Origin of the sequence: Bacillus cereus group sp. BcHK124 (assembly GCF_027712065.1) — a bacterium.
GTDB lineage: Bacteria > Bacillota > Bacilli > Bacillales > Bacillaceae_G > Bacillus_A > Bacillus_A pacificus.
The window spans coordinates 85,504-109,097 of the sequence record NZ_JAQFPJ010000013.1 but is presented as its reverse complement, the minus strand read 5'-3'; the positions used below and the strand labels follow the sequence as shown (position 1 = coordinate 109,097).

Genomic DNA, 23,594 nt, shown 5'->3' with positions numbered 1-23,594 from the left:
AAAACAAATAAAAGGGTTACTTTATAAAGGTGCTCAACAAAAATAAACGTTTATAAAATTATTTATATCACCTTTATAAATTTGATATTTCAATGTTTCATGAATATGGACCCATCGTTTGTAAAGGTATACCTTTACAAACGTAGGGGTGTAATAAAATTTCGTGGGATTTAATTTATAATTTAATTAGAATGAAAGAACAAAAGTATCCTTTATAAAAGAGATGAGCAAATTGATCTATTATAAAAGTTCATTAGTTTTAGATAAATTAAGATTCAATTGTTTGAAAAAGGTTTTGTAAGTAGTTGGTTTATTTGGCAGGATTATTAGATATCAAATCAATTATATATTTTATGACTAAAAATAAATTTTTAACTAATTTTTCAAGTTAATATTTTAATAGGTTTCGTTTTGGAAATATTTCAATGGTATTTTCTTTATATAATGGAATAGGGGACGAGAGGAATACCAAAATAATTTTTACTACTACTGAAAAAGAACTTGTAGCAATTTATACAAGTTCTTTTTGGTGTTCAGATTTAGTATGAATAATCAGTTTACATAACTATATATCAGAAATTTATATAGTGATTGATATATAAAGAGTAAATTTAGGCAAATTGAATAATTTTTTTGGTTAGTTCTTTTAATTCATTCTTATCATCTCTAGATAGTAATTCTGCTGGGCTTTTTACGTAGTGAAAAGCTTTCCAAACCTGCTCGCCAAATCCATCTACAATACTACTTTTACCTGAAACGGTTGCTGCTACCTCTTCAGTTCCTTGTATATTGAGATCACACCAAATTGGTAATTTACAATTTCGAAGCGTTAACCCCTTTTTCATGTCAAAATAATCTTTACATTGATCAGGAAAGGAAAAATAAACATGTTCTAAAATACGATTTTCTTGCTCAAGATATTCCTCTAAAGCTTTATCAGGTAAGTAATTTTCCATTTCTCGCTTATTTAGGATATGTAATATATAACCATGACTTTCACAAATACGTTTAATTTTATTAATGTATCTTTCTTTTGATGGGGTGTTATATGTACTAGGAGGAGAAATAATATCACTATCTATTATACAAATGGTCCTATGTTTTCCATTTATACTTTGGGCAACTTTTGATAAATCACTTCCCCCACCATGTACAAACTCAATCCATAATTTATTCGATCTGCTTTCTCCTAAAAGTTCTAAACATTTCTCTATAAAAAGTCTATCGGATTCTACATTTTCTAAAACTATTTTTAATGGTTGTCCTAGAAAATCCCATACAGTATCTATAGTTATTAACTCATATCTAATCCCATTTAAAATAACAGTATACCTATGACCATTTAAATATTTAAACACTTGTACTCCTGAAATTGTACCAATTTGGCTTTCAATAAGAGTATTTAATTCTTCTACACTTGAATATACCTGAACTATTGTCTTATCTTCATGTTGTTTTGATTTATAAAGAGTATTTTGTACTACCTGTTTTGTTATATAGTCTCTATAGCTTTCTAAAGCAGTTGTTTCGAAAAGTGTTAAATCGTCTTTATCATCAATAAACCATTCATGCTTTCCTGATTCAAAGTAACAAAAAAGGAACTTTATAATTTGTTTTACTCTTTCATCACCTATTTTTGACATTAATTCATTTGGAAGGTTTATCACCATGGTATTTTGCTGCCTCCCTGTTTCTCATGTAAAGAACTCCTAAGTTTTAAGACTTCATTGTAATCTTCTTCAAAAAATCCCTCTGGCCAGTTAGATATATTTCCAAATTCATCGATTTTCAATTTTCTTATTATATTATGATTTTTGCTTTTTAATTTTTCTGTATAATAAATTGCAACTTCTTCAGGATTAATTTTTCCTTCTACTATATATCTTCTCAATCTTATAATCATATGTTCACTGTGTGTCTCAACTAAAAATTTGTTTTTAAAACCATAATTTTCCCTAGTTCCTTCAATAAATAGGTCAATTAGGCAAGCTTGAGCAGAGGGATGTAAATGTAATTCTGGTTGTTCTATTATATGTAATTTTGCTAAACTACGCTTGGCATCATAGGATGTTTTAGACTGGTGTAAAAAAGTTTGTACAACAATAGGAATTAATTGAGATAGGCCGTGTCCAACATCGATTAAATTGTTTTTTTGACCAGTTATTTCATCCGTTACCATCAGCCGAAATAAATCAGTTCTGCCGCCATATTCACTTCCTATTAAATCTTCGACATCTATTCTATGGTTTAAATTTTTACTCAGCCAATTTGATACCTGATTAATTAATTGCTTTCCTTTCCTTATATCCTGTCCAAGGATGGCAGGAGCAAACTCTCCGTCATGTCCAACATAGTTAACAGCATTTTCTCTATATCTATAAGAACGTTCAGGGGTTTTTCTAAATGGACCAATATAAAAAATATTACTTGCATAAAAGTTTAGATATCGTATTAATTCCATAAACAAATAGCGGAAAGCCATAACTTGTTCATCGTCATCATCTTTAACATCTAAAGGTAATATTTTGAAATCTGGAATGAATTTATCAAATACAAACTTTTCTGCTTTGATTTTAAAGCTAGTTTGAATTATTCCTTTCACTTCATAAGACTCTGAATCTCCTATTAAATTTAAAGAGAATACTTCACCATGGTTTATATCTATATCGGAAAGGATAAATTTTTTGATTTTTAATACTCCGTATTCGTCCTGTAAAATACAAACATTAAGTTTAAATTTTTCTAAACCAGAAAAAAACCTTAAAAACCTGTTGCGTACATATGGAGAAAAACGATTAAGTTCTTTACGATCAATAATTAATTCAAACTCTATGGATTCATTTCGGTCATGCTCAAATACCACATCTTCAAAGTTTCCATAATCTATTGTTTTTCCATATAATAACAAAGGTGCCATAGAGTCATCTAGAAATGTTTGTTTTAGTACTAATGGAAACCGCATAATACTACTTTTTCCAGAGCTATTTTGTCCTATTATAAATGTTAAAGGTTTTAGTTCTATTTCCTCACTATCAATAAAACCCTTTATACGTTTTAATCTGAAACGTTCCATTCAAAGTTCCCCCTTATACATTGATTAGAAAAAGACTAGTAGTAAATTCATTCCAATTATATCTTAAACAGACCTTAATTTTATACAATTTTTCAATATGTAATTTATAAAATTAATATATACGAGAATTTAATTCATTTTTGTTTTGAGGAGGAATCAATTTCTTGATTTGATGGTGGTGTAAATGCAACCCTTAATTGAATTTTTAAAATAGCCAAAGCCCCCATTACTCATATACGATAAAGTATCTATGAAAGTAGGTGCTTTTTTCTTTGTTATATAGAAATTATACATTAATTCATATTTGGAATACTTTAAAAAGAAAAGGTGATGACGGAAGTAGAGACGGTTTGATATCCTCATGATTAATAGTTACGTTTAACTATATGTACATTACAAATATAAATATTATTCTTAAATATAGATAAATATCTTTCTGCAAGACTGCAACATTCTTCTTTACTTACCCATGTATACATTTTTACGTATTTATTATGGTATCAAAGTTGATTTAAAACGGTTTATATAAAATCAATAAATGAGATTTTTAGAGGAAGGGCAGATCTTTATTTATTGATTCACATAATTTTCAAACATTAAAACTCTAGACGTTAATATTTGTTATATAATGGAATCAATATGGTTTCCCCGTTATGAATAATGAGATAATTTATGTGTTCCGTGTATTCGTTTTAAAGCAAAAAGAACTTGTAGTGATTTCTACAAGTTCTTTTTGTTTTTCTTATTGTATTAGAAAAAAGCCCTTTAAATATAGCAGAAACAATAATAAAGTATTTATTTCTTGTTTGCTATGTAAAATGATAATAAGTGGGTTTAATATTAAAGATGAAATATTTTATAGAAATGAGATGAAGTCGAATGAGTGAAACAAGTATACATATTGAACTTGAACAAAAACCTGAAACCAAGGAGGAGACTTCTTATATTAGGCCATTACAAAGTGCAAATGTTTTGTTTAAGTTTATGAATAGAATAGAATTTCTTAAAGATATTTTATTGAAAAAGGCTATTTTACCTCGATATTACGAAGAAAAAATAGGTTACTTGGAAATTGAAGAATTGGAAAAAATTGCATTTCCTATGAGCTGTTTTTGCGATATTCATTTAAACAAACTTGTACCACATATGGTGAATTACGGTTCGTATGGGATTGGTTTGAGTAAAGAGTGGGGTATAAGACAGGGAATTCAGCCAATCCATTATATTAATAAACACTCAAATTTACGTAAAGATTTTAGTATTATTCTTAGTAAAGCCATTAATGATTCACCAGAAAAAAGTGATGAAAACAATGATTATAATAATTATTTGTTACATGATTTATTGTATATGAAGCCTCTTGATGGAGAAATGCCAACAAATAATCACCGAGAAATAGCTATAAGGAATTTTCATGATGAAAAAGAATGGAGATATATACCTAATATTGAGCAGGTAGAAACAGAATTACCTTTAATTATTAGTCAAGAGCAGATGAACCCAAAAAGTTATTTTACTTATTCACAAGCTATTGCCCAATGTCCTGATTTATGGTTGAATTTTGAATTTGAGCACATTAAACATATTATTGTTAGCAAAGAGAGCGAGAGAAGTGAACTTATAGAGTTTGTCGTCCAAAACAATATTGGTGAAACTTACGAGCAATACATATTATTCTCTAAAATAATTGTTTTTGATGAATTAAGAGAGGACTGGTAAAAATGTTTGCTAATTTTAACAAAGCTTTATTAAACAATAATCAAAAGGATACAAAAATACCGAAAGAAGTATTGGGTTCATTAAACGAGAAACTTCCTAATGACTTAGTTTATGTTGAAATAGAAGATAGGAAAGGTGTAGTTGCACTAACATCAAATAGTTCATCTATGGAATTTGGTGGACTTAGTTTCGATTTAAACAATGATGTATTTGCAGAGTTCAAACCTTCAAATGTTAAAGAAGTTTTGGAGTTTCTATATAGAACTCAGCGTAAATATACAATTAGTAAAGACGCTAATGAGTATATAACTATAAATGGTAATAAGTTTAAAATAGATGAAGTAATTAAAGATCCTTTCAAAGAAAATGAAATAGGGAAATATGACATAACTATTTATCCGCAACCTTTTCCAGAGCCATTTAAGCTGTCTTTTGAAGGAAAAGGAGTAAAGAAAGATATTACTTTCAAAAGACAACCTTTTGCTGATATGCACAAAGTACTATTTAAAAATATTGATAATGAAACTTTCAGTATTTCTTATGTTTTAGATGAGAGAGAGAAACATCTAAAATTCAATTTTAGTCTAAATCTTGAAAATACAAAAACAGTTGAGGAAACAGTTGAAGCACTAAAATTATATTATGCATTCGTTTCAGGTGATATTAAACTTAATGGGTCTGAACTTAATGAATATGCGATTAAAGAAACAGAGAAAACCTCTGTTTTGGAGACGATAAAGTTTTGGGAAAAAGTTTTGGAGTTACAAAGGAGATTGAGGGTTACTTTTATCCCTAAGTCAAAACTTGAAATAGAAGATATAGTATTGATTGAAAAGTTGTACCGGACTTTAATTGAAGAAAAACCCTATAAAGAATATATAAATATCAGTGAATTAACTTTGACAGGTACTAATGATGTTGAGAAGTTATTAGGGCAGAGTGGTTTATCTATGTCATTTCATCAACATGATAATGTTAAAGTATTTGGGGTTAATTTAGACTTGTATAGCATTATCTGTTACTTTGATTTTAAAGTGACTGATATAAAATCTTCGGAAATAAATAAAGCTGATGTTAGTAAAAGTATTTTGGTGGTTGAACCAGTAGAAGGAAGAAAAACTTATCAATCATCTATTCATTTTTCTACTGAGCAAGAGCTTAAAGATTATGAATTGAATAATACCGAATTACAATATGCTGAAGAAATAATAATCAATTAAATTATAAAAAAATTTTATTAAAAAAAAGCATCATTGGGAGATAAACAATAGTAATTGTAACTTCTTTAACAACCAGGTACGATTATACAATAACACTACAGAAACGACTATATTGTTTTATATTTAAGTATAATGAAGAGTTCACATCAAAAATTAAATGAATTTAGTATAGCCCCGTTTTAAAAATCAGAACGGGGTTATACGTGCTTTAGATTTTTAAGATAATCGGATTCATTTTCCAAGTAACATTTCTGGTACGCTATTAAAAGGTACACCTTTTAGAACGTATTTAATATTTGTAAATTGAAAAATGAGTTTTACAAAACATACAAAATGTTAAACTCATAAGAACCAGCGATATCATATAATTTTCTTTGGTATTAATGGTTTTTTTCGCTATAAAATGAAAAGAATAAGATTATCAGCTTTACAAAATAAGTTTATAGTTAAGGTAAGTTTTATATAAAATAATTCTCTTTATTTCTCAATTGATATTAGAATATTCGCATTATGTATTTTTTGTACTTTTATTGCATAAATCATTAATCTAATCTCATAATGTATTGAAAAAACAAAGACATTAAAATTAAATATTAATAAAAATACAAAACGTAAAAAATATGTAGAATACTGTCTAATTTATTATATTTTCTCCTCTTTATATAACAATTAATCTATTAGGTGATAAGAATAAAATCTTACAATAGATTATAGGGGGAGAAATTTATGAAGAAAATTTTAGTTGGTGCAATAACAATAGGAGTTATACTAGGATCTGGTAGTAGTTTTGCTGCTGCAGATGAACTTGATAGCATTTCTAAAAATGAAAATACAATTCAATCAATATCTGCTTCAACCACAAAATCAATAACTACGAATCAATTTAATAAAATTTATGCAGCCATGAAAAAATATGAAGGCACACCATATAAATATGGTGGGAATAGTCCTAAAACTGGATTTGATTGTTCGGGGTTAATGCAATGGGGATATGGGACACAAGGGATTAAATTGCCACGTACAGCACAAGATCAATATAATAAAACTACACGTATCGCTAGAAGTGCTCTCCAACCAGGAGATTTAGTTTTCTTTAAAGGAACAGTTTCAGGCAAGTCAGGTATCACTCACGTTGGTATGTATATTGGCAACAACAAGTTTTATAATGCTAGTAATTCTGGAGTTGGTGAAGCTAGTTTAAATAGTTCTTATTGGAGTAAATATATTGCAGGATACGGTCGAGTTAAATAAAAATATAAGATTTAATAAAAAGAACTGAAGTTCATTTTGACTTCAGTTCTTTTTGATAATCATTTGCTTTAAACTATCAATCTTCAATAATTTATTAAATTTTTCATCTCAGAGTGGAGAAAAATTATAAGACAAGAGAAGCAATAAAATAAAATTGGTGTATCTGTATGAATAGTTCTTTACAAAGGAAAAAAGTTAAAATCGCTTCAATATGCCATATAAGAAAGTAAAAGCTGCTTCACAAAAAAAGCCCTTTCCATTGCTACAAAGCAATAGAAAGGGGGAAGTATGATGAGTGATCGTATTGGTGAAGGGTATAAATAATGATATGCTTTCAAAAATATTTTAGCATGTTCATAAAAGAAATGAAGGAGGAAATTTAACTTGATGAAAACCTATAGAATACTTTGTAAAATTAGTTTTTTGCAGTCTTCTTTAAGGGTTTCGTTTTTTTTATGTCAGCTACTGTTTTAACTACTTTACTAACAGTATTTTAATAAAGAAATTTCTTCCTAAATGAGACCCTGTTGTCCCTTCATCAATCTTATTGTTGAGATAAGAGAATTCTTTCCTTCATTTTTAAAATGATTTCATCAGAATTAATTTTTTTGGCTGATGGAACTCCTAAAATAGCAGAAGCCCCCTCACTGGCATATACTTCTTCTCCATTTTCGTGAGAAACAATAAATAACCCTTGTCCTTCAAATTCAATATATATAATTTTTTTAATTTGTTTTACATTTGTTTGTATAGACCTATAGATTTCATATAAATCTTTACTACGTTTTTCTCCCCCCATACGTATAGGCTCTTGTTCATTTGTAAAAATTAATCCCTCTGGATTGTTTCTATTTAAAATAAACCATAATTTTTCATCTGTGGGCAATAAATATTCAGATAGCTTTTTGGAGTCATTATTTATAATGTTTTGTTGTTGTATTTCATAAACATGGAAAAAAAATGTGGATATTTCTAAAGTTGAATTAGACGTAAAATTATGATTTTGATAAAGTTGCTTGCCGTCTTTTAATAGAGCACTTTTACTATTTTGATAATCTTTTAGTGCTATCTTTTCAGGTGACTCTTTAGAATTATCTGTTGCTTGAGCAATTTTATTCATACTTATTAATGCAATACTTAAAAATACGCCTAAAATTATAGTTCTCGTTATTTTTTTCATAAACTTATTTTCCTCCTTATTTTCATTTAATATCCTCTACTAATACCTTGAACTGTTTCATTCCACCAAAATCTATCGTTATTTTTAAATGATTCAAAGTTATGTTGATAATGATCTCCATACCAAGGATCCATATAGGTAATATAGTTCATATTATTCATACCTTTAAAATAACCATCTAACACAAGAAAATGACCAATATTCCCTCCGTTTTTCCAATTAATTAGTGTAATCATTGGTTTATTGCTATTAATTTGGCTTCTAAACTCATCATAAGAAAGAGTTCCTCTATTAATTGTTGAAGTTAAACCAAAATAAATAAGGCCATTTTGTATTTCTCTAGAAGTAGCTGGATAATTGTATAAGCCTCCCTTTACATATCCTACAAATTGCTGTTGTGTAGTTGGTTGCCCAAAATAGTTTAAAACAGATACTGAAGTACCTGCCCAACACCAATTAGACTGCTGTTGTTTAATGTTAGGAACATTTAGTTTAATAGTTGTTGTAGAATTAGGTGGATTTCCATTTATAAATGCCGAAGCAACATATGCTTTTTTCCCGTTTTTAAAAAAATAAAACCAGCGATTATCTATACTTCCAGTCCAATAATCTTTTAAACCCTCTCCATATTCCCAACCATTGAAGTAAACGGTTTGATTTCCTTGAAGAACATCTATTATATTTCCAGTCGAATCTTTATTATCGCGCACATTTACCCCGATAGGAGCAGTTACACCTGAAAATTCAACTTCTTCGGCAAACACATCATTGACATTAGTAAAATTCCACAGAGATAAAATAAATACAACTATAATTAAAATTCTTTGTGCAAGCTTCATCTTCTCACATCCTCATATGATATGTTGAAAAAACTATTAAAACGAAAAATTAAGTTACTTAACTTTTTAAAATTTCAAGTACACACTACTTTTTTATAACCCATGATGTAACGCCCCTTTCATTTTATTTCTATACTATTTTAATTTATTCTAATATCCACATAATTCCTCTTGAAATTCTAATATGTAAAAAATATGACACAATTAAAATTTGGTTCTCGAATGCTCCCTAGCTAGCAAATAGGAGCATAAAATGTGAGACAGGTAGTCAAATATGGCTGTTATAAGAAAATAGTAGATAGAAAAGGAATCAATCAATAATAAATCATAAAAATACCCCTAGAGAAATCGCAGGCGTTTTTTATAGATGAAGTCTTCAAAAACATACCTTTAACTCATTTTTTAGAAATCTACCTTCCGTTCATTAGTTCCAATATTCTGAGTTTGTTTTAGAAATAGACACCACTTTATTTATATAAATATGCAATTATTCATATTTATATAAATATTTTAAAAGTAATTGTATATTTAAGTTTGTAATTATACTTTTTATTTGACTTATATTGAAGGGGGAAGATGTATGAAAAAAACTGTTATTACATTACTTGCTGCAGGAACAATGTTAGGTGCGCCTTTTTCAACTGCATTTGCAGAAGAACAAGCATCCCAAAAAGAAGTAATGGATAAAATGGAAGTGCAACAAAAGAATTGGAATGAGGAACAAGGAAGTCCATCATTTCTTTCAGGTGAATTATCTGATAAAAAGGTAGAAACTCAAAAAGCAGTGAAAGAGTTTCTTGAAGAAAATAAAGAACTATTTAAGGTAAATCCACAAACGGATCTGACACTGAAAGAAGTGAAATCGGATGATTTAGGTATGAAACATTATGTTTATACAAGGTCTGTAAATAAGGTGCCTGTTGATGGTGCACAATTCATTGTTCATACAGATAAAGAGGGCAAGGTAAAAACAGTAAATGGAGATGTTCATCCGGCTGCTGCAGAAAGTTTAAAAGGTGATACAGAAGCAAAGATTACAAAAGAAACAGCGCTTTCAAATGCTTGGAAACATATTAAACTTACAAAAAATGATACATTAGTAAAAGTAGATGGAAACACATTAGACCAGGTAAAAGAAAACTTAGATTCTACAAATGAAAAAGCGGACTTAGTTGTATATGAAAAAGACGGAAAGTATTATCTAACGTTTAAAGTGCAACTGCAATTTATTAAACCTTATGGAGCTAACTGGCAAATTTATGTGAATGCAGAAGATGGATCAATCATAGATTCATATAATGCAGTTACAGACGCAGATAGCGCTCAAAAAGGATATGGATATGGAGTATTAGGGGATCGAAAAGAACTGAATACAACATTTGATAGTGTACAGAAAAAATACTATTTAAAAGACACAACAAAGCCTATGAATGGAGGCTATATTGAAACATTTACGGTAAATCATAGTGATGCAGATTATCCAGTTAACTATCGTCTACTGGATAATGATAATGCTTGGATAAATAAAGATCAAGGACCTGCGGTCGATGCTCATTATAATGCTGGAAAAGTCTATGACTACTATAAAAATATTCACAATCGTAACAGTTTTGATGGAAAAGGAAAAACAATTCGCTCTGGTGTAAATTATGGAGTAAATGTAAATAATGCATTTTGGAATGGGCAGCAAATGGTTTATGGAGATGGTGATGGGCGCATATTCTCTCCACTTTCAGGTTCCCTTGATGTTGTTGCGCATGAATTAACTCACGCTGTGACACAGTATTCAGCTGATCTTCGTTATGTAAATCAATCAGGTGCATTAAATGAATCTTTCTCTGATGTATTTGGATATTTTGTTGATCCAACAAATTGGGATTTAGGAGAAGCTGTATATACGCCTGGTATTTCTGGAGATGCACTTCGCAGTTTATCAAATCCTGAAAAATATGGCCAACCTTCTCATATGAGGGATTATCAATACCTTCCTGCAACTGAAGAAGGCGATAACGGTGGGGTACATATTAATAGTGGTATTCCGAATAAGGCTGCATATCTGACAATCAATGCTATTGGTAAAGAGAAAGCAGAAAAGATCTATTATCGCGCGTTAACAACATATTTAACACCAACAAGTGATTTTAAACAAGCTCGTACAGCTTTATTACAATCCGCAGCTGATTATGATGGCTATGGTAGTGCAACCTATAAAGCAGTAGAAAATGCTTGGAATCAAGTGGGCGTAAAGTAAATTAAAATTCGTTTATAATATTTTTATGTTTTTAACATTTAAATCATAAAAGGACCTATGTCTTGTTAATACAAGTAGGTCCTTTTATTGTATTAATTATATTTATTAAATGTTATAATATGTGTAAACGATAAATGGAGGTTATTATGAATCTTTCATCAAGTGTAAGCAATCAGGTACTAGATCAAACAATGATTTTGGTTGGACTGGAATCCAATTTAGCAATGATAGAATTTAATTTAGATACAGAGGTAATTTGGGTAAATGATCATTTTGCACAAGCTTTAGGTTATACAATCAGTGAAATGAAGAACATGGTACATAAACAATTTTGTCCCCATAGTTTTATAAATAGTAGAGAATATAATCAGTTATGGGAGAATTTAAAAAAGGGAATTAAGTTTCAAAAGAAAATTCAAAGAGTTGGTAAAAAAGGCGATTTAACTTGGTTTGAGGCTACCTATATTCCAATTAAAAATGAACAAGGGGTAGTAGATGCTGTACTAAAAATTGCAACGGATATTACAAATCGTGAAAATCAAACAAGAGAAGTTGTTTCACATTTAAAGAATTTATCTATAGATTTAGGAAGTAAAGTCGACATTAATTCTAAGGAAAATATGAAAGCTCTACAATCTTTAAAAGAACAGATTAACTTAGTAAGTGAAATTGCTCAAATGATTAAGGAAATTTCTTCCCAAACTAATATTTTATCTTTAAATGCAGCAATTGAAGCGGCAAGAGTAGGAGAACATGGACGTGGATTTGCAGTAGTAGCAGAAGAGGTAAGAAGATTGGCAAGTAATGTTGATGGTGCAATAAAAAAAATAAATTTAAATGTAGAGAGTATCACAAATGGTGTAACCATTGTTAGGAATGTGACTGAAAAATTACAAAGAGAAGTGATTAATAATCAAATTGAAATTAGTAATACTATGGAAAAGTTCGAAAATATTGTGGGGTGAATATAAGCATAAAGAACTATCTTTTGAAGTTAAGCTATAAATTATACATAAAAAAGAAAGGCATGTCTTACATGCCTTTCAAGTGATTACTATTTTCTAAAGAGGGATGAAAGCTTAGGTATATAATGGCTAAATAATTTTTTTGCATATTTTGTTGGTAATAGAGCATGATATTACCAAATTCAACGGAGGTGTTTAAAAAATGCAAATTCGCGAAAATAATAATTCAAACGAAATTTTAATAGCAGCTGCAGCAAGTGCAATTGAACAAATGAAATATGAAATTGCTCAGGAGTTTGGTGTTACACTTGGACCGGATTCAACAGCAAGAGCAAATGGTTCAGTAGGTGGAGAAATTACAAAACGTTTAGTTCGTATGGCGCAAGAGCAGTTATCTGGTCAATATAAAATTCACTAAAGTTAAAGGTATATCCCATTCAAGGGATATACCTTTTTAATTTGCTTTTAAAGAGGGCTGTTCAATTTTTTATTGTTGGTTTAGTTTAGATACTGCAAATTTAGCTGTGAAATTCATTTTCTTCATGTAAGAAGAATTTACTCCTGCTTGAAATTGAACGGAAATATTACCATCTTTTTGTGCTTTGAAGACGCGACCGTATGGTGAATTAGCATTGTATGTGCCAATTACTTGATTATCTGCATCAAAGACTGTATAAGAAATTGGGAACCCTGAATTTTGTACAAAGACTGTAAGCTCTTCCCCTTTATTAAGATTAAATGATTCTTTTTGAGAAACTTCATAGGAACTCATAGAGTAATATTTTGTAACTTCTTGAATATCTAAATTTGTAGTTGCCGCACTCGCTTTAGGTGCCTCTGCTCCTGGTAAGTTCATACCTGATAGTACTGCAATTCCTAATGCCCCTGCTAAAATAACTTTTTTCATAATGCTAGTTCCTCCTTTAATATACTGTGAGATTTGAAACCGGAGTGAAAATATCACTCCTTGAAACCATTATAGTTACAACGAGAATGATTTTCAATGAGATTTGATATGTAATTCTGCATACATAAGGTGTCGATATAGGGTAATCTATCCGAAGTTTAAAGTATTCTTAAAGAAGGAGAGGACAATTTTTCAAAACTATGAATGAGATGGTGGCTGGTTTTTATATACGTTGGTTCTATAAGTAAATATTTTGTTGTTTTCTATCGTGCATTGTATATAATGTAAATAAACACTCAAATGTTGATAAAGTTGTATAATATGGAATTATTAAACAAAATTAAATGATTATATGCTATAATAAAGCTGCAATAAGGTTCAACATCCTAATCTTATTGTGTATATTTAACCTATGTATGTCGTTTGTATAAAAAATAAGAAGTCTCTCAAAAAGAGGCTTCTTATTTTTTTGATAGAGGGGGAATACGGATGATGGATTATTATCAAATTTTTTTATTTACGATGGCATGTATTGCCTTGTTTTTTTATATACTACATGCTGGGAAACCAACAAAAAGAAATAAATGGAAATTTATTGGTGTAATATTTTTATTTTTCCTTTTAAATTATTTATTTCTTAAATTCCTATAGGTAAATGTAAGAGGAAATATGTTTGTTGCTCTAAAATTACAGTAAGAAGAACTTTTAAGACAAAAGAGAGCTACAGGAAAAAGTCCAATAACTGTCATAATTTTTGTGCGAGTTTAATAAATTGATATGCGATAATTTAACTATAGGGTTATTTGAATGTGATAAAGGTAAATGAATAATTGAGTATGAAATTATAAGGTTTTGTATTCAATTGTTAATTTTAGTTATACGTGTTTAGCCTTCACTTACATTCATGCTCTTAATATAGTAAGAAATTCAATAGGAGGGGACTAGTAGTATGAATAAAAAAATTTTAGGGCAGTTTAGAAAAATGGCTACAAATAAAAAAGGATTAAGTGCTGCTGCAGTAGCAGTGGGAATTATGAGTACAACTCTTATTCCTCAAAATGCCTATGCACATGGGTTTGTTGAAAAGCCAGGTAGCCGTGCAGCTTTATGCAGTCAAAATTATGGGGCGCTAAATTCAAATTGTGGAAATATAATGTATGAACCACAAAGTTTAGAAGCTCCTAAAGGATTCCCACAGGGTGGACCAGCAGACGGGAAAATTGCTTCAGCAGGAGGCCTGTTTGGTGGGATTCTTGATCAACAAACAGCTGATCGATGGTTTAAGAATACGATTAAAGGCGGAGAAAACACCTTTACTTGGAAATACACAGCTCCTCATTCAACAAGTCAATGGCACTATTACATCACGAAAAAGGGATGGAATCCAAATAAACCTTTAACAAGAGCAGATTTTGAGCCAATTGGTACTGTAAAACACGATGGTTCTAAAGCATCTAATAATTTATCACATAAAATCAATGTACCAACTGATCGCAGTGGGTACCATGTTATTTTAGCTGTTTGGGATGTAGCTGATACTGTAAACGCTTTCTATAATGTAATCGATGTGAATCTAATAAATGATGAAAAACCAGATACAGAAGCACCAGCTCAGCCATCTGGACTACAAGTAGTAAAAACTACCTCAAATAGTGTAGAACTTAATTGGAAACCCGCAACAGACAATGTAGGAGTGAAAGAATATCAAGTGCTACGTAATGGAGAACTAATTAATACTGTAGTCGGTACAAGTGTAATTGATAAAAAATTAAACCCAAACACAGAATATACGTATACAGTAAGAGCAGTAGATGCTGCAGGAAATATATCTGAGAAAAGTGAAGCATTAGTTATTAAAACAACAGAGGAAAAACCAGATACAGAAGCACCAACTCAACCTAAAGGATTACACAGTATGGGAACTACTACGAGTAGTATTGATTTAATGTGGAGTCCATCGGAGGATAATGTAGATGTGAGCCATTATATTGTATACAGAGAAGTTGGAGGGGCCATGAAAGAAATAGGTACTGCTAATACAACTTCATTTATGGACAAAGATTTGCAAGCGAATACAGTATATAAGTATGTAGTATCTGCTGTCGATACATCTGGTAATGAATCAATGAAAAGTGATGCCATCACAGTTACAACAAAAGGACAAGAAAACTCTTATGAACAATGGAATGCGCGTAAAGCGATAGGTGCGTGGATTGAAATGTGACGGATATAGAGACAGGTGAAAAAACAAAAAGTCGCACCTTATATAGGTGTGTGTGGATTGAAATCTTAAAGAATACTATGAAATTGAAAGAAGTACTGTCGCACCTTATATAGGTGCGTGAATTGAGATCGCTAGTGCTAAACGTCTAAAGGAATTGTATGGGAGTCACACCTTTAGTAGGTGTTTGGATTGAAATTGATAAGACACTTGATAGTATTTTATTAAGCCTTAACGCATTACCCATATACTATTTGACTAACGTCCTTCATAATCTTGAGGGAAAAGGATTCTTTTGGTAATGCGTTAACTTTAATTAAAACCTTCTTGAAATGTATAACAATATTATATAATATATAGGTATATTGTTAGTTTATTTGATTCCGTTTATTCCCACACCTTATGTGTTGTGGTTGAGTTGTAGAAGCAAGTTGCGTCTTGTTTCAATTGTGAAAGGGCTTCTTTGAGCCGATTAGTGTATATATAGCTTATTTTGCTATACACATTTTTAATCGACTTGAAGAAGCCCTTTTTGTGTTGTTTTCAGGTTTGCAGGCGGGGTTATTTTTGATTTATAAAATAACAAATTAAAAAGTAGAGGAGATAAAAAATGAAAAACGATTGTAGACACTTAAGACTAATACCAACAGTAGAGGAACATAAAAAACGAATGGAAAAAAACCGGAAGTCATATGCTGCATCAGCAATGTTAATCGAATCCAGATCGAGAATTAATCAATTGCGAGGTTGTTTAGAGGCAGAAATCATATTACCTGATGGTAAAATGCAATATTTTAAACCAAACGCCATTCATGAAAAGGAAGCCATTCAAGAAATTGCATTATTTATTGAAGGCGTACAGGAAGCAAAAGGAGGCTATGTTATCTTATGGCGCTTTGTCGGGCAACAAAGTTTTTTCCAGGGTACAAAGGTCGTAGCTGAACCGAAGTTTCGTAAAATTATGCGTAAGCTGAAAGATTATTTTTTTGACTACGAGGAAGTTGTTTATGAGACTGAAAAATAAGGAAGATAGAGGGATAGATATGAAAAAAGATAACATTTGGACAGTATTAGATGATCCAAAAGAGCAGGAAACAAGAGGGCCATCTCAAGAACCGGATGATATATTCGCTGGTGTGGATGAACTACCGGAGATTACAGATGAAGAACTACCATTCTAATTATGTCGAGGTAGTGTATAGAGGGTAAAAGGAAGAACTAAGTAATGTATATACTTGGATCTTCCTTTTTTTATTATAAAAAAAGAACTTGGAGGAAAATATAATGAGAATCGGAAATGATTTAGCGGCTGGATTTTATCCAACACCACTAACAGAAGGGAAACATTTAGTACAATTATTACAAATGGAATCACAGCGAGCTTATGCTTGCTTTGACCCGTGTTGTGGAGAAGGTACAATTTTACGAAGTTTTGCAGATGAGGTGAAACAAGTTGGTATACAACTTGATACATATGGTGTGGAATTAGATGCAACTCGATATTACAAAGCAAAAGAGCAATTAGATGTAGTGGTACGCTCGAGCTTTGAAAGCATGATGATTAGTCATGACTATTTTCCACTAATCTTTTTAAATCCACCTTATAATACGGAGCTTCGTATAGATAATGAAAAATCAGAGGAAATGGAGTTCAACTTCCTAAAACGTGCTCACCATTATTTAGCAGAAGGTGGGATTATGGTATATGTAATTCTATATGACAGATTTGCTAGAGACGATATCAGTTATTTCTTGGCTAAGAATTATGAGGAAATAGGCTTAATGCGTTTTGGTGATGAAAATAAGGAGTTCGATGCATTTAAACAGTGTGTCTTCATCGGTCGTAAGCGTGAAGCTATGAAAAATGATACATACTTTAACGATCGGTTCGCTAATTTTTGTGAAAATATGTCAGACCTTATTTTCGTCAAAAAAAATGTGAATACATTAGCAGAAATGGTGAATCGTAAAAGTTGGATTATACCTGAATTGCATCATCAGAAAAAAATCATTTTTACATCAAGAGTGGATTATAAAAGTGCTTATGAAGGAGTAGGGAAATCGGAAGGTATCTCGTCGCTCAAAAAGCGTTTAAATAGAGGGAATGGTTACTCACTACAAGGCGAGAAAACAGCTGCAGAGAGAGCAAAGATGCCAATTGCTTCTGGACAATTAGGACTATTGCTGATAACAGGTGTGGCAGATGGTTTGCTTGGTGAAGGTGATACACTCCATGCAGTTCGTGGATCTGAAAATGTGTATTATGAACATTCATTTGAGCAATTAGAAAAAACAACAAAAGAAGTTGTTTTACAAAAACGTCGCGCTAAATTTATCATTGCAACGCCAAAAGGTGAAGTCAAAGAACTTGTCTAGGAAAGGAAGAAGGCTATGTATGTACTATTAGGAATAGGAGCATTATTTATCGTATGGGAATTTAGTAATCGTATGTTTCGTATTGCTATTGTACTTACAGTCATTTGTTTATGTGCTTCTCAATTAGGTGCAGGTGATATGTTACATGCGGCTGAACAGTCATTACCAGAGTGGAAACAGTTTATAGATTTTCAGCCAATAAATTGAATGAGTAGGACATGAAACGTATCGAATAAGATGCGTTTTTTATTTTAGGAGGGAAACTTATGTTACAAGAAATGATTCAACAAGATACATTTGATCAGGGACAAACACCAGCGATGTTGCAATTGGAGACGGGAACTGCTTCCCATTCAGCCTTCTGCTTTGCTATGGCAATAAATCATCATCGTGAAATACAATTTGCAGTACTAGGGGCGAATGATAGTACATTAAAGTCATTTAGGGCTGCCATATCGATGGGAACTAGCCGTTTGTATTTTGGAGAAGGAAAAAGGGAAGAATCACATTACACATTAGATAAAAAAGTGAATGTGATCTCAAAAGGACAATTTGAATTTATTAATACGCAAACTATCAATAAAAAGAAAGCAATTATTGCGTTTTCTAAACAATTAGAGACGAAATACATTGTTGCAATTGACGAAGCACCAGAAATGCAAGTGAGAGACTTCTTAATGGCTCCTCCGTACGGCTTGCCAATTTTAGAAGAATGGGCGAAGCCAATTTATGAGGAGATGCTAACAAGAAATCTATTACAGCCATTAAAGGTATATTTTGATAAGAATGAATTTTCTTCTCTATCTATTGCACAAGTCGTACTAAAAGAAAAGGATTGTAAAGAGTTTTTATCAGAAATGATTCGCTCTGGAAAATGTCAATTTCCACAAGAGGGTACAGGTGAAAAAATTAATAAAATACAAGATTTAAATGAATATCTATTGGAATATTCACCTGTCATGCTTGATAAGGTAACAAAATTAGATGAGCCATTGCATCAACCAATGAAAGATCAGGCATTATCTCATTTTGATACATACAAAAGACCATTATTCCCTGTACAGGCACATGTAGCAACAGGTGCAGCAAAAGCATTACAAGTACAAAAAGGAATCATTATACAGGGGGAAATGTCGTCCGGCAAAAGTGCAATTATGACAGCGACAGTAGATGGATATTTCCATTTAACCGGGAAAAAAGGGTATCGTACCTGCGTATTTGTTCCACCTACTCTTACTGAGAAGTGGGCAAAAGAAGAAATACGACACTTAATACCAGAAGCAGAAGTACATCTGATTAAACGTACAGAGGATTTAATTGGCATTCATCAATCATGGATTCAATCTGGAAGACCAAAACCAGAAAAACCAACCTACTTTGTCATTAGTTTTACTACGATGCGAGGGGATTCTATTAAACACATGCCATTACGCTATAAGAAAATTGCACTTTCCAAGAAATCGGAGGAAGAGGTGCAAAGATATTATAAGAATGGATACTACTGTCCAGATTGTGGTGCTAGGTTACGTAAAAAAGTGTCTTCTATTATGGTTCAACAAGCTAATGGCGAACAAAAGGAAGTCTGTCAGTATAAAGAATTTACAGGAAGTGACTTAGATTCTAAAACCAATAAAAATAGTGTATGTGCCGATTGTAATTCAAATATTTGGAGCCCGAAGGTAAAAACAAAATATGCAAGTTTTAAAGAGTGGACAAAATATGAGAATAAATTAGTACAGGCAATTAAAGAGGGAAATAAAACTTTACAAAAACAACTAGAGTTAGAAAATCGCAACAAACCTTATAGTGCAAAACACTCAGGAAGAGCATATAGAAAAGTAGCTACAGTTGAGTATATTCGTAGGAAAATGAAGCATTTCTTCGATGCTCTTATCGCTGACGAAATACATGAACTGAAAAGCGAAACTGCACAAGGAACTGCTCTAGGGAGTTTAGTTAAAGTTTGTAAGAAATTCGTAGGTGGAACAGGAACTCTATTTGGAGGGAAGGCAAGCGATGTATTTTATACGTTATGGCGTTTATATCCTTCCAAGATGGTTAAAAGTGGGTTTGAATATAGCTCTTTAATGGATTGGAATGAAACCTACGGAAATATTGAGAGAACGTACTACCATGATGGTGAAGTTGTATCTAATGTAGCTTCACGTGGTGCGCAAGGAATGCTGGATAAGACAAAAGTTGTTCCTGGTATTTCACCTTATGTGTTTACTCAATTTTTAATGGATACAACAATAAATATACGCTTAAAAGATGTATGGCCAAATCCAGTCGAATTAATCAATGTACCTACGATTCTTGTTGATATGTCAGATGAGCAAAAACAAGCATATGAGCATATGAAAGAGTCGTTTGAAAAAGCAATTGAAGCAGCGAAAGGTACACCTGATGTCGGCAAATTATGGCTTTCTTACATCCGTACAGGCAATGCATACCCAGATAACATGAATCATTATCCTGACTATTACTTAGATGGTAATGAAAAAGATGTTGTTTGGTCCAATGGAGAATTTAGATTCGATGAGGATTGTATACAGCCTAAAGAAAAGAAGTTGCAAGAGATATTGTGTACTGAAATTTCTGAGAGCCGACCTACTATCATTTATGTATCAGATACAGGATCTACAGTGAAGGAACGAGACATTCAGCCTCGTTTACAGAAAGTTGCAGAGCAAGTACCTGGTGCGAAAGTAGCAATTTTACGTACCAATACAGTTACTCCGCCAAAACGTAGCGAATGGTTAAAAGAACAAGTAAATAGTGGTGTGAATGTTATCATCTGTTCACAAGAATTGGTAAAGGTAGGATTGGACTGTGCGACAAGAAGTTGCTAACAGATAGTGCTTCATAAGAAGTCATCTTAGTCGTTAGAGATGTTCCCGCCCAAAACTGCTTTTCGAGTAATCGAATTGTTGGGTTGCATGAGGGTTAAATGCTTAATGGAGGACTTTACACAGAAGCTCAACAGAGCTAGGGAAAGATTGAGAAGGTATAAGCGAAGCTGAACCTTTGTAGACTCCGTCACCGACAGCAGACGTACTGTGGTAGAAAAAGTCTGTAGAAGCGGATAGGAAAAGTTCTACGGTCGAGGGACTGTGCGACGACCCATAGATCCGCCGGAGGAAAGAAGGATGCCTAACCCAATCGTATCTATCGTTAGTGAAACTTGGTAAGCCCTATGTATTCCTCTCATTCGAGGTAGGAGAATCGTAAGAGACTTACAACATACAGAGGGTAAAGGATTGTGGAAAAAGCGAATGCCAACAGAACGAAAGTTCAGACGAAAGCTCATTTGTATAAGTCGTTGGATAGGGCAATACCCGAACTGAAAGGTTGCTGACTTCCACATGGTCTTCAACACGAAAGAAAGCGAAAAGAATAATCCTATAGAGAGGGAGATATGTTATGAAAACTAACGAGAGTGTTAAGTCGGCTGTTTCCCCACTAGTGGAGAATTGGCACTCAATTAATTGGGTGAAAATTCAACGCTATGTTAGGAAACTTCAACAACGAATCTATCGTGCCGAACAGTTAAACCAAACAAGGAAAGTAAGAAAACTTCAAAGATTACTTTTAAGAAGCAAGGCTAATCTACTTCTAAGTATTAGACGAGTCACTCAAGAGAATAAAGGTAAAAAGACAGCAGGTATAGACAGTTATATCTCTAACACGCCTCAAGAAAGAGTTGATTTATTCAACAAATTAAGCAGATATAGTGTTAGAAATATCAAGGTTAAACCAGCTAGAAGAACCTATATTCCTAAGAAGAACGGTAAACTTCGTCCACTAGGTATTCCAGTTATAGTTGACAGAGTATATCAAAATGTATTCAAAAACGCATTAGAGCCACAATGGGAAGCAAAATTTGAAATGACCTCTTATGGATTCAGACCTAAACGCAGTACGCATGATGCAATGAGTGATTTATTCACTAAATTAAGCAAAGGTAGTGCTAAGGGATGGATTTTTGAGGGGGATTTTGAAGGTTGCTTTGACAATTTGAATCATGATTACATTATGGGTTGTATTAATAACTTCCCTAATAAATCAATAATTCGAGACTGGCTCGAAAGTGGATATGTAGACAATGATGTATTCAATGAGACAACAAAAGGAACGCCACAAGGTGGAATTATCTCACCATTGTTAGCAAACGTGGCACTACATGGAATGGAGAAAGAAATCGGTGTTAGATACATCCATACAACACGACAAGGAGATACATTGTACTCAAATTCAGTCGGTGTTGTTAGATACGCTGATGACTTTGTAATTGTCTGTCCTACAGAAGAAGAAGCATATGGCATGTACGATAAGTTAGAACCATACCTGAACAAACGTGGATTAAATCTTGCGAAAGACAAAACAAGAGTAGTACACATTAGTAAAGGGTTTGACTTCTTAGGATTTAATTTCAGACAATATCCAACAAAAGACGGAATGCGCTTGTTCATTAAGCCTTCCAAAGATAGTGTCAAACGAGCTAAACAAAAGATTAAAGAAATATTCGAATGGGGTAAAGGTAGAGAAACGTCGGTCCTAATTGATAGATTAAATCGTGTCGTTAGAGGAATAACGAACTATTGGTCTCCTACGGTTGCCAAGAAGATCTTCAGAGATATAGATAGTTATATTCTGAAAAGAACGCTAATTTACTTGAAACATAGACATCATCGTAAATCAATTAAATGGATTAGAAAGATATATTTCAAACCCGACCATACTGGTGTGAGCAAGGACAAATGGATTCTTACGTGTCCACATGATAATACAAAACAACTCATGAAAATGAGTTGGGTAAAAATCGAAAGACATATTAAAATCAAACAATATAACAGTCCATTTGACGCTTCACTAAAAGAGTATTTCGAGCGACGAGATAAAAAAGAGTTCGATAAGGAGAACACTTTAGCGAAACAAAAACTTGCTAAAAAGTCTAAATACAAATGTAGGGTCTGCCATGAATCGCTTGTTGGAGACGAACCATTAGAAGCAAATCATATAATACCGAAAATTATAGGTGGTCGTGACACTTATGAGAACCTTGAGTTACTTCATAAGTCTTGTCATAAAACACATCATGCATTATTAGAGAGATATGGTAACGGTAAGCAATTACCAAAAGTTCAGTCTTACCTTAAAAGAAATAATGTGGATGTAAACAGTAAACAAGCGGTCAAATATATGATGGATGCATTTAAGAAGTTTGCATACTAATTGTCTTCGGATGAAAGAGGGCTTGAGCCGGATGTGCTGAAAGGTACAAGTCCGGTTCTTAGGGGGGAAAGAGATGGTAACATCTTTGACCTACCCGACTGCTGGCAACGCCAACATTGATTTTCGTGCGAAACGTTCATCATTGAAAAGATGATGCACTATCAATCAGAAGTTTCTATGTGAATAGCAACACAGAAAGATAGGAGAACTTTTATTCCGAGAAGTGGAATGACGGAGTAACGCCCCGAAACGCTTCCCCTAAAGCTACGACGTGCATTGAAAGATGTGTTTATTTCTTTGTACGAGGCTCGTTAAGGTCGGCAGAAGTTTGCCGTAAATTCATTTTTATAAATGAAA

At 32.2% G+C, this 23,594-nt stretch carries 18 protein-coding genes and 1 pseudogene; 14 read left to right on the top strand and 5 right to left on the bottom strand.

The window, feature by feature from the left end; genetic code table 11:
- Window positions 1-611: 611 nt before the first annotated feature.
- Together PDK19_RS18675 and PDK19_RS18670 are read right to left on the bottom strand one after the other, a co-directional pair.
- Entirely contained in the window at window positions 612-1,670 is a 1,059-nt protein-coding gene (locus PDK19_RS18675) for a hypothetical protein (protein WP_046648603.1), read from the bottom strand.
- Window positions 1,664-3,073 (bottom strand): DUF3696 domain-containing protein, encoded by a 1,410-nt coding sequence (locus PDK19_RS18670; RefSeq protein ID WP_046648605.1) that lies wholly within the window; start codon window positions 3,071-3,073, stop codon window positions 1,664-1,666. Before PDK19_RS18670 ends, PDK19_RS18675 begins: the two co-directional genes overlap by 7 nt.
- 879 nt (window positions 3,074-3,952) lie before the next feature.
- Here PDK19_RS18670 and PDK19_RS18665 point away from each other — a divergent pair.
- From PDK19_RS18665 to PDK19_RS18655, 3 genes are all read left to right on the top strand, one after another.
- Complete coding sequence (locus tag PDK19_RS18665) at window positions 3,953-4,792, top strand: abortive infection system antitoxin AbiGi family protein (RefSeq protein WP_046648607.1); 840 nt, start codon at window positions 3,953-3,955, stop codon at window positions 4,790-4,792.
- A 2-nt stretch (window positions 4,793-4,794) separates the two neighbouring features.
- A complete protein-coding gene (locus PDK19_RS18660; RefSeq protein WP_046648609.1) occupies window positions 4,795-6,012 on the top strand; it encodes an abortive infection system toxin AbiGii family protein in 1,218 nt (405 codons plus the stop codon).
- Between the two features lie 726 nt (window positions 6,013-6,738).
- Complete coding sequence (locus tag PDK19_RS18655) at window positions 6,739-7,263, top strand: C40 family peptidase (RefSeq protein WP_046648611.1); 525 nt, start codon at window positions 6,739-6,741, stop codon at window positions 7,261-7,263.
- Between the two features lie 544 nt (window positions 7,264-7,807).
- Here PDK19_RS18655 and PDK19_RS18650 read toward each other — a convergent pair.
- Together PDK19_RS18650 and PDK19_RS18645 are read right to left on the bottom strand one after the other, a co-directional pair.
- Window positions 7,808-8,443: a hypothetical protein gene (locus PDK19_RS18650; RefSeq protein ID WP_000724525.1), complete on the bottom strand. Its 636-nt coding sequence runs from the start codon at window positions 8,441-8,443 to the stop codon at window positions 7,808-7,810.
- A 26-nt stretch (window positions 8,444-8,469) separates the two neighbouring features.
- Entirely contained in the window at window positions 8,470-9,282 is an 813-nt protein-coding gene (locus PDK19_RS18645) for a papain-like cysteine protease family protein (RefSeq protein ID WP_046648613.1), read from the bottom strand.
- A 580-nt stretch (window positions 9,283-9,862) separates the two neighbouring features.
- On the opposite strand from PDK19_RS18645, the gene PDK19_RS18640 reads away from it, so the two are divergent.
- The 4 genes and pseudogenes from PDK19_RS18640 (at window position 9,863) to PDK19_RS18630 (ending at window position 12,916) form a co-directional block, all read left to right on the top strand.
- On the top strand, window positions 9,863-11,533 hold the full coding sequence (locus tag PDK19_RS18640; protein WP_000754399.1) for a M4 family metallopeptidase: 1,671 nt from the start codon (window positions 9,863-9,865) through the stop codon (window positions 11,531-11,533).
- A 134-nt stretch (window positions 11,534-11,667) separates the two neighbouring features.
- Window positions 11,668-12,072 (top strand): annotated as a pseudogene (locus PDK19_RS27490) (PAS domain-containing protein); the annotation flags it as partial.
- On the top strand, window positions 12,055-12,498 hold the full coding sequence (locus PDK19_RS27485; protein ID WP_372586867.1) for a methyl-accepting chemotaxis protein: 444 nt from the start codon (window positions 12,055-12,057) through the stop codon (window positions 12,496-12,498). The pseudogene PDK19_RS27490 and the gene PDK19_RS27485, both read left to right, overlap by 18 nt.
- A gap of 202 nt (window positions 12,499-12,700) precedes the next feature.
- On the top strand, window positions 12,701-12,916 hold the full coding sequence (locus tag PDK19_RS18630; RefSeq protein ID WP_001167047.1) for an alpha/beta-type small acid-soluble spore protein: 216 nt from the start codon (window positions 12,701-12,703) through the stop codon (window positions 12,914-12,916).
- A gap of 69 nt (window positions 12,917-12,985) precedes the next feature.
- On the opposite strand, the gene PDK19_RS18625 is transcribed toward PDK19_RS18630, so the two are convergent.
- Entirely contained in the window at window positions 12,986-13,405 is a 420-nt protein-coding gene (locus tag PDK19_RS18625) for a hypothetical protein (protein WP_000755782.1), read from the bottom strand.
- Window positions 13,406-14,354: 949 nt separating this feature from the next.
- Between PDK19_RS18625 and PDK19_RS18620 the strand changes: the two genes are divergently transcribed.
- From PDK19_RS18620 to ltrA, 7 genes are all read left to right on the top strand, one after another.
- Window positions 14,355-15,629 carry a lytic polysaccharide monooxygenase gene (locus PDK19_RS18620; protein WP_046648619.1) on the top strand — a complete coding sequence of 425 codons (1,275 nt, stop codon included), beginning with the start codon at window positions 14,355-14,357 and terminating at the stop codon, window positions 15,627-15,629.
- Between the two features lie 607 nt (window positions 15,630-16,236).
- Window positions 16,237-16,650: a DUF6018 family natural product bioysynthesis protein gene (locus tag PDK19_RS18615; protein ID WP_046648621.1), complete on the top strand. Its 414-nt coding sequence runs from the start codon at window positions 16,237-16,239 to the stop codon at window positions 16,648-16,650.
- Complete coding sequence (locus tag PDK19_RS18610) at window positions 16,634-16,807, top strand: hypothetical protein (protein WP_154304934.1); 174 nt, start codon at window positions 16,634-16,636, stop codon at window positions 16,805-16,807. Before PDK19_RS18615 ends, PDK19_RS18610 begins: the two co-directional genes overlap by 17 nt.
- A 103-nt stretch (window positions 16,808-16,910) precedes the next feature.
- Window positions 16,911-18,002, top strand: a complete 1,092-nt coding sequence (locus PDK19_RS18605) for a DUF6094 domain-containing protein (RefSeq protein WP_046648623.1) — start codon at window positions 16,911-16,913, stop codon at window positions 18,000-18,002.
- 15 nt (window positions 18,003-18,017) lie between these two features.
- Window positions 18,018-18,209, top strand: a complete 192-nt coding sequence (locus PDK19_RS18600) for a hypothetical protein (RefSeq protein WP_046648625.1) — start codon at window positions 18,018-18,020, stop codon at window positions 18,207-18,209.
- Between the two features lie 59 nt (window positions 18,210-18,268).
- Window positions 18,269-20,854, top strand: a complete 2,586-nt coding sequence (locus PDK19_RS18595) for a DEAD/DEAH box helicase family protein (RefSeq protein ID WP_046648627.1) — start codon at window positions 18,269-18,271, stop codon at window positions 20,852-20,854.
- A 571-nt stretch (window positions 20,855-21,425) separates the two neighbouring features.
- Window positions 21,426-23,237: a group II intron reverse transcriptase/maturase gene (gene ltrA, locus PDK19_RS18590; RefSeq protein WP_046648629.1), complete on the top strand. Its 1,812-nt coding sequence runs from the start codon at window positions 21,426-21,428 to the stop codon at window positions 23,235-23,237.
- The last annotated feature ends 357 nt before the right edge of the window (window positions 23,238-23,594 follow it).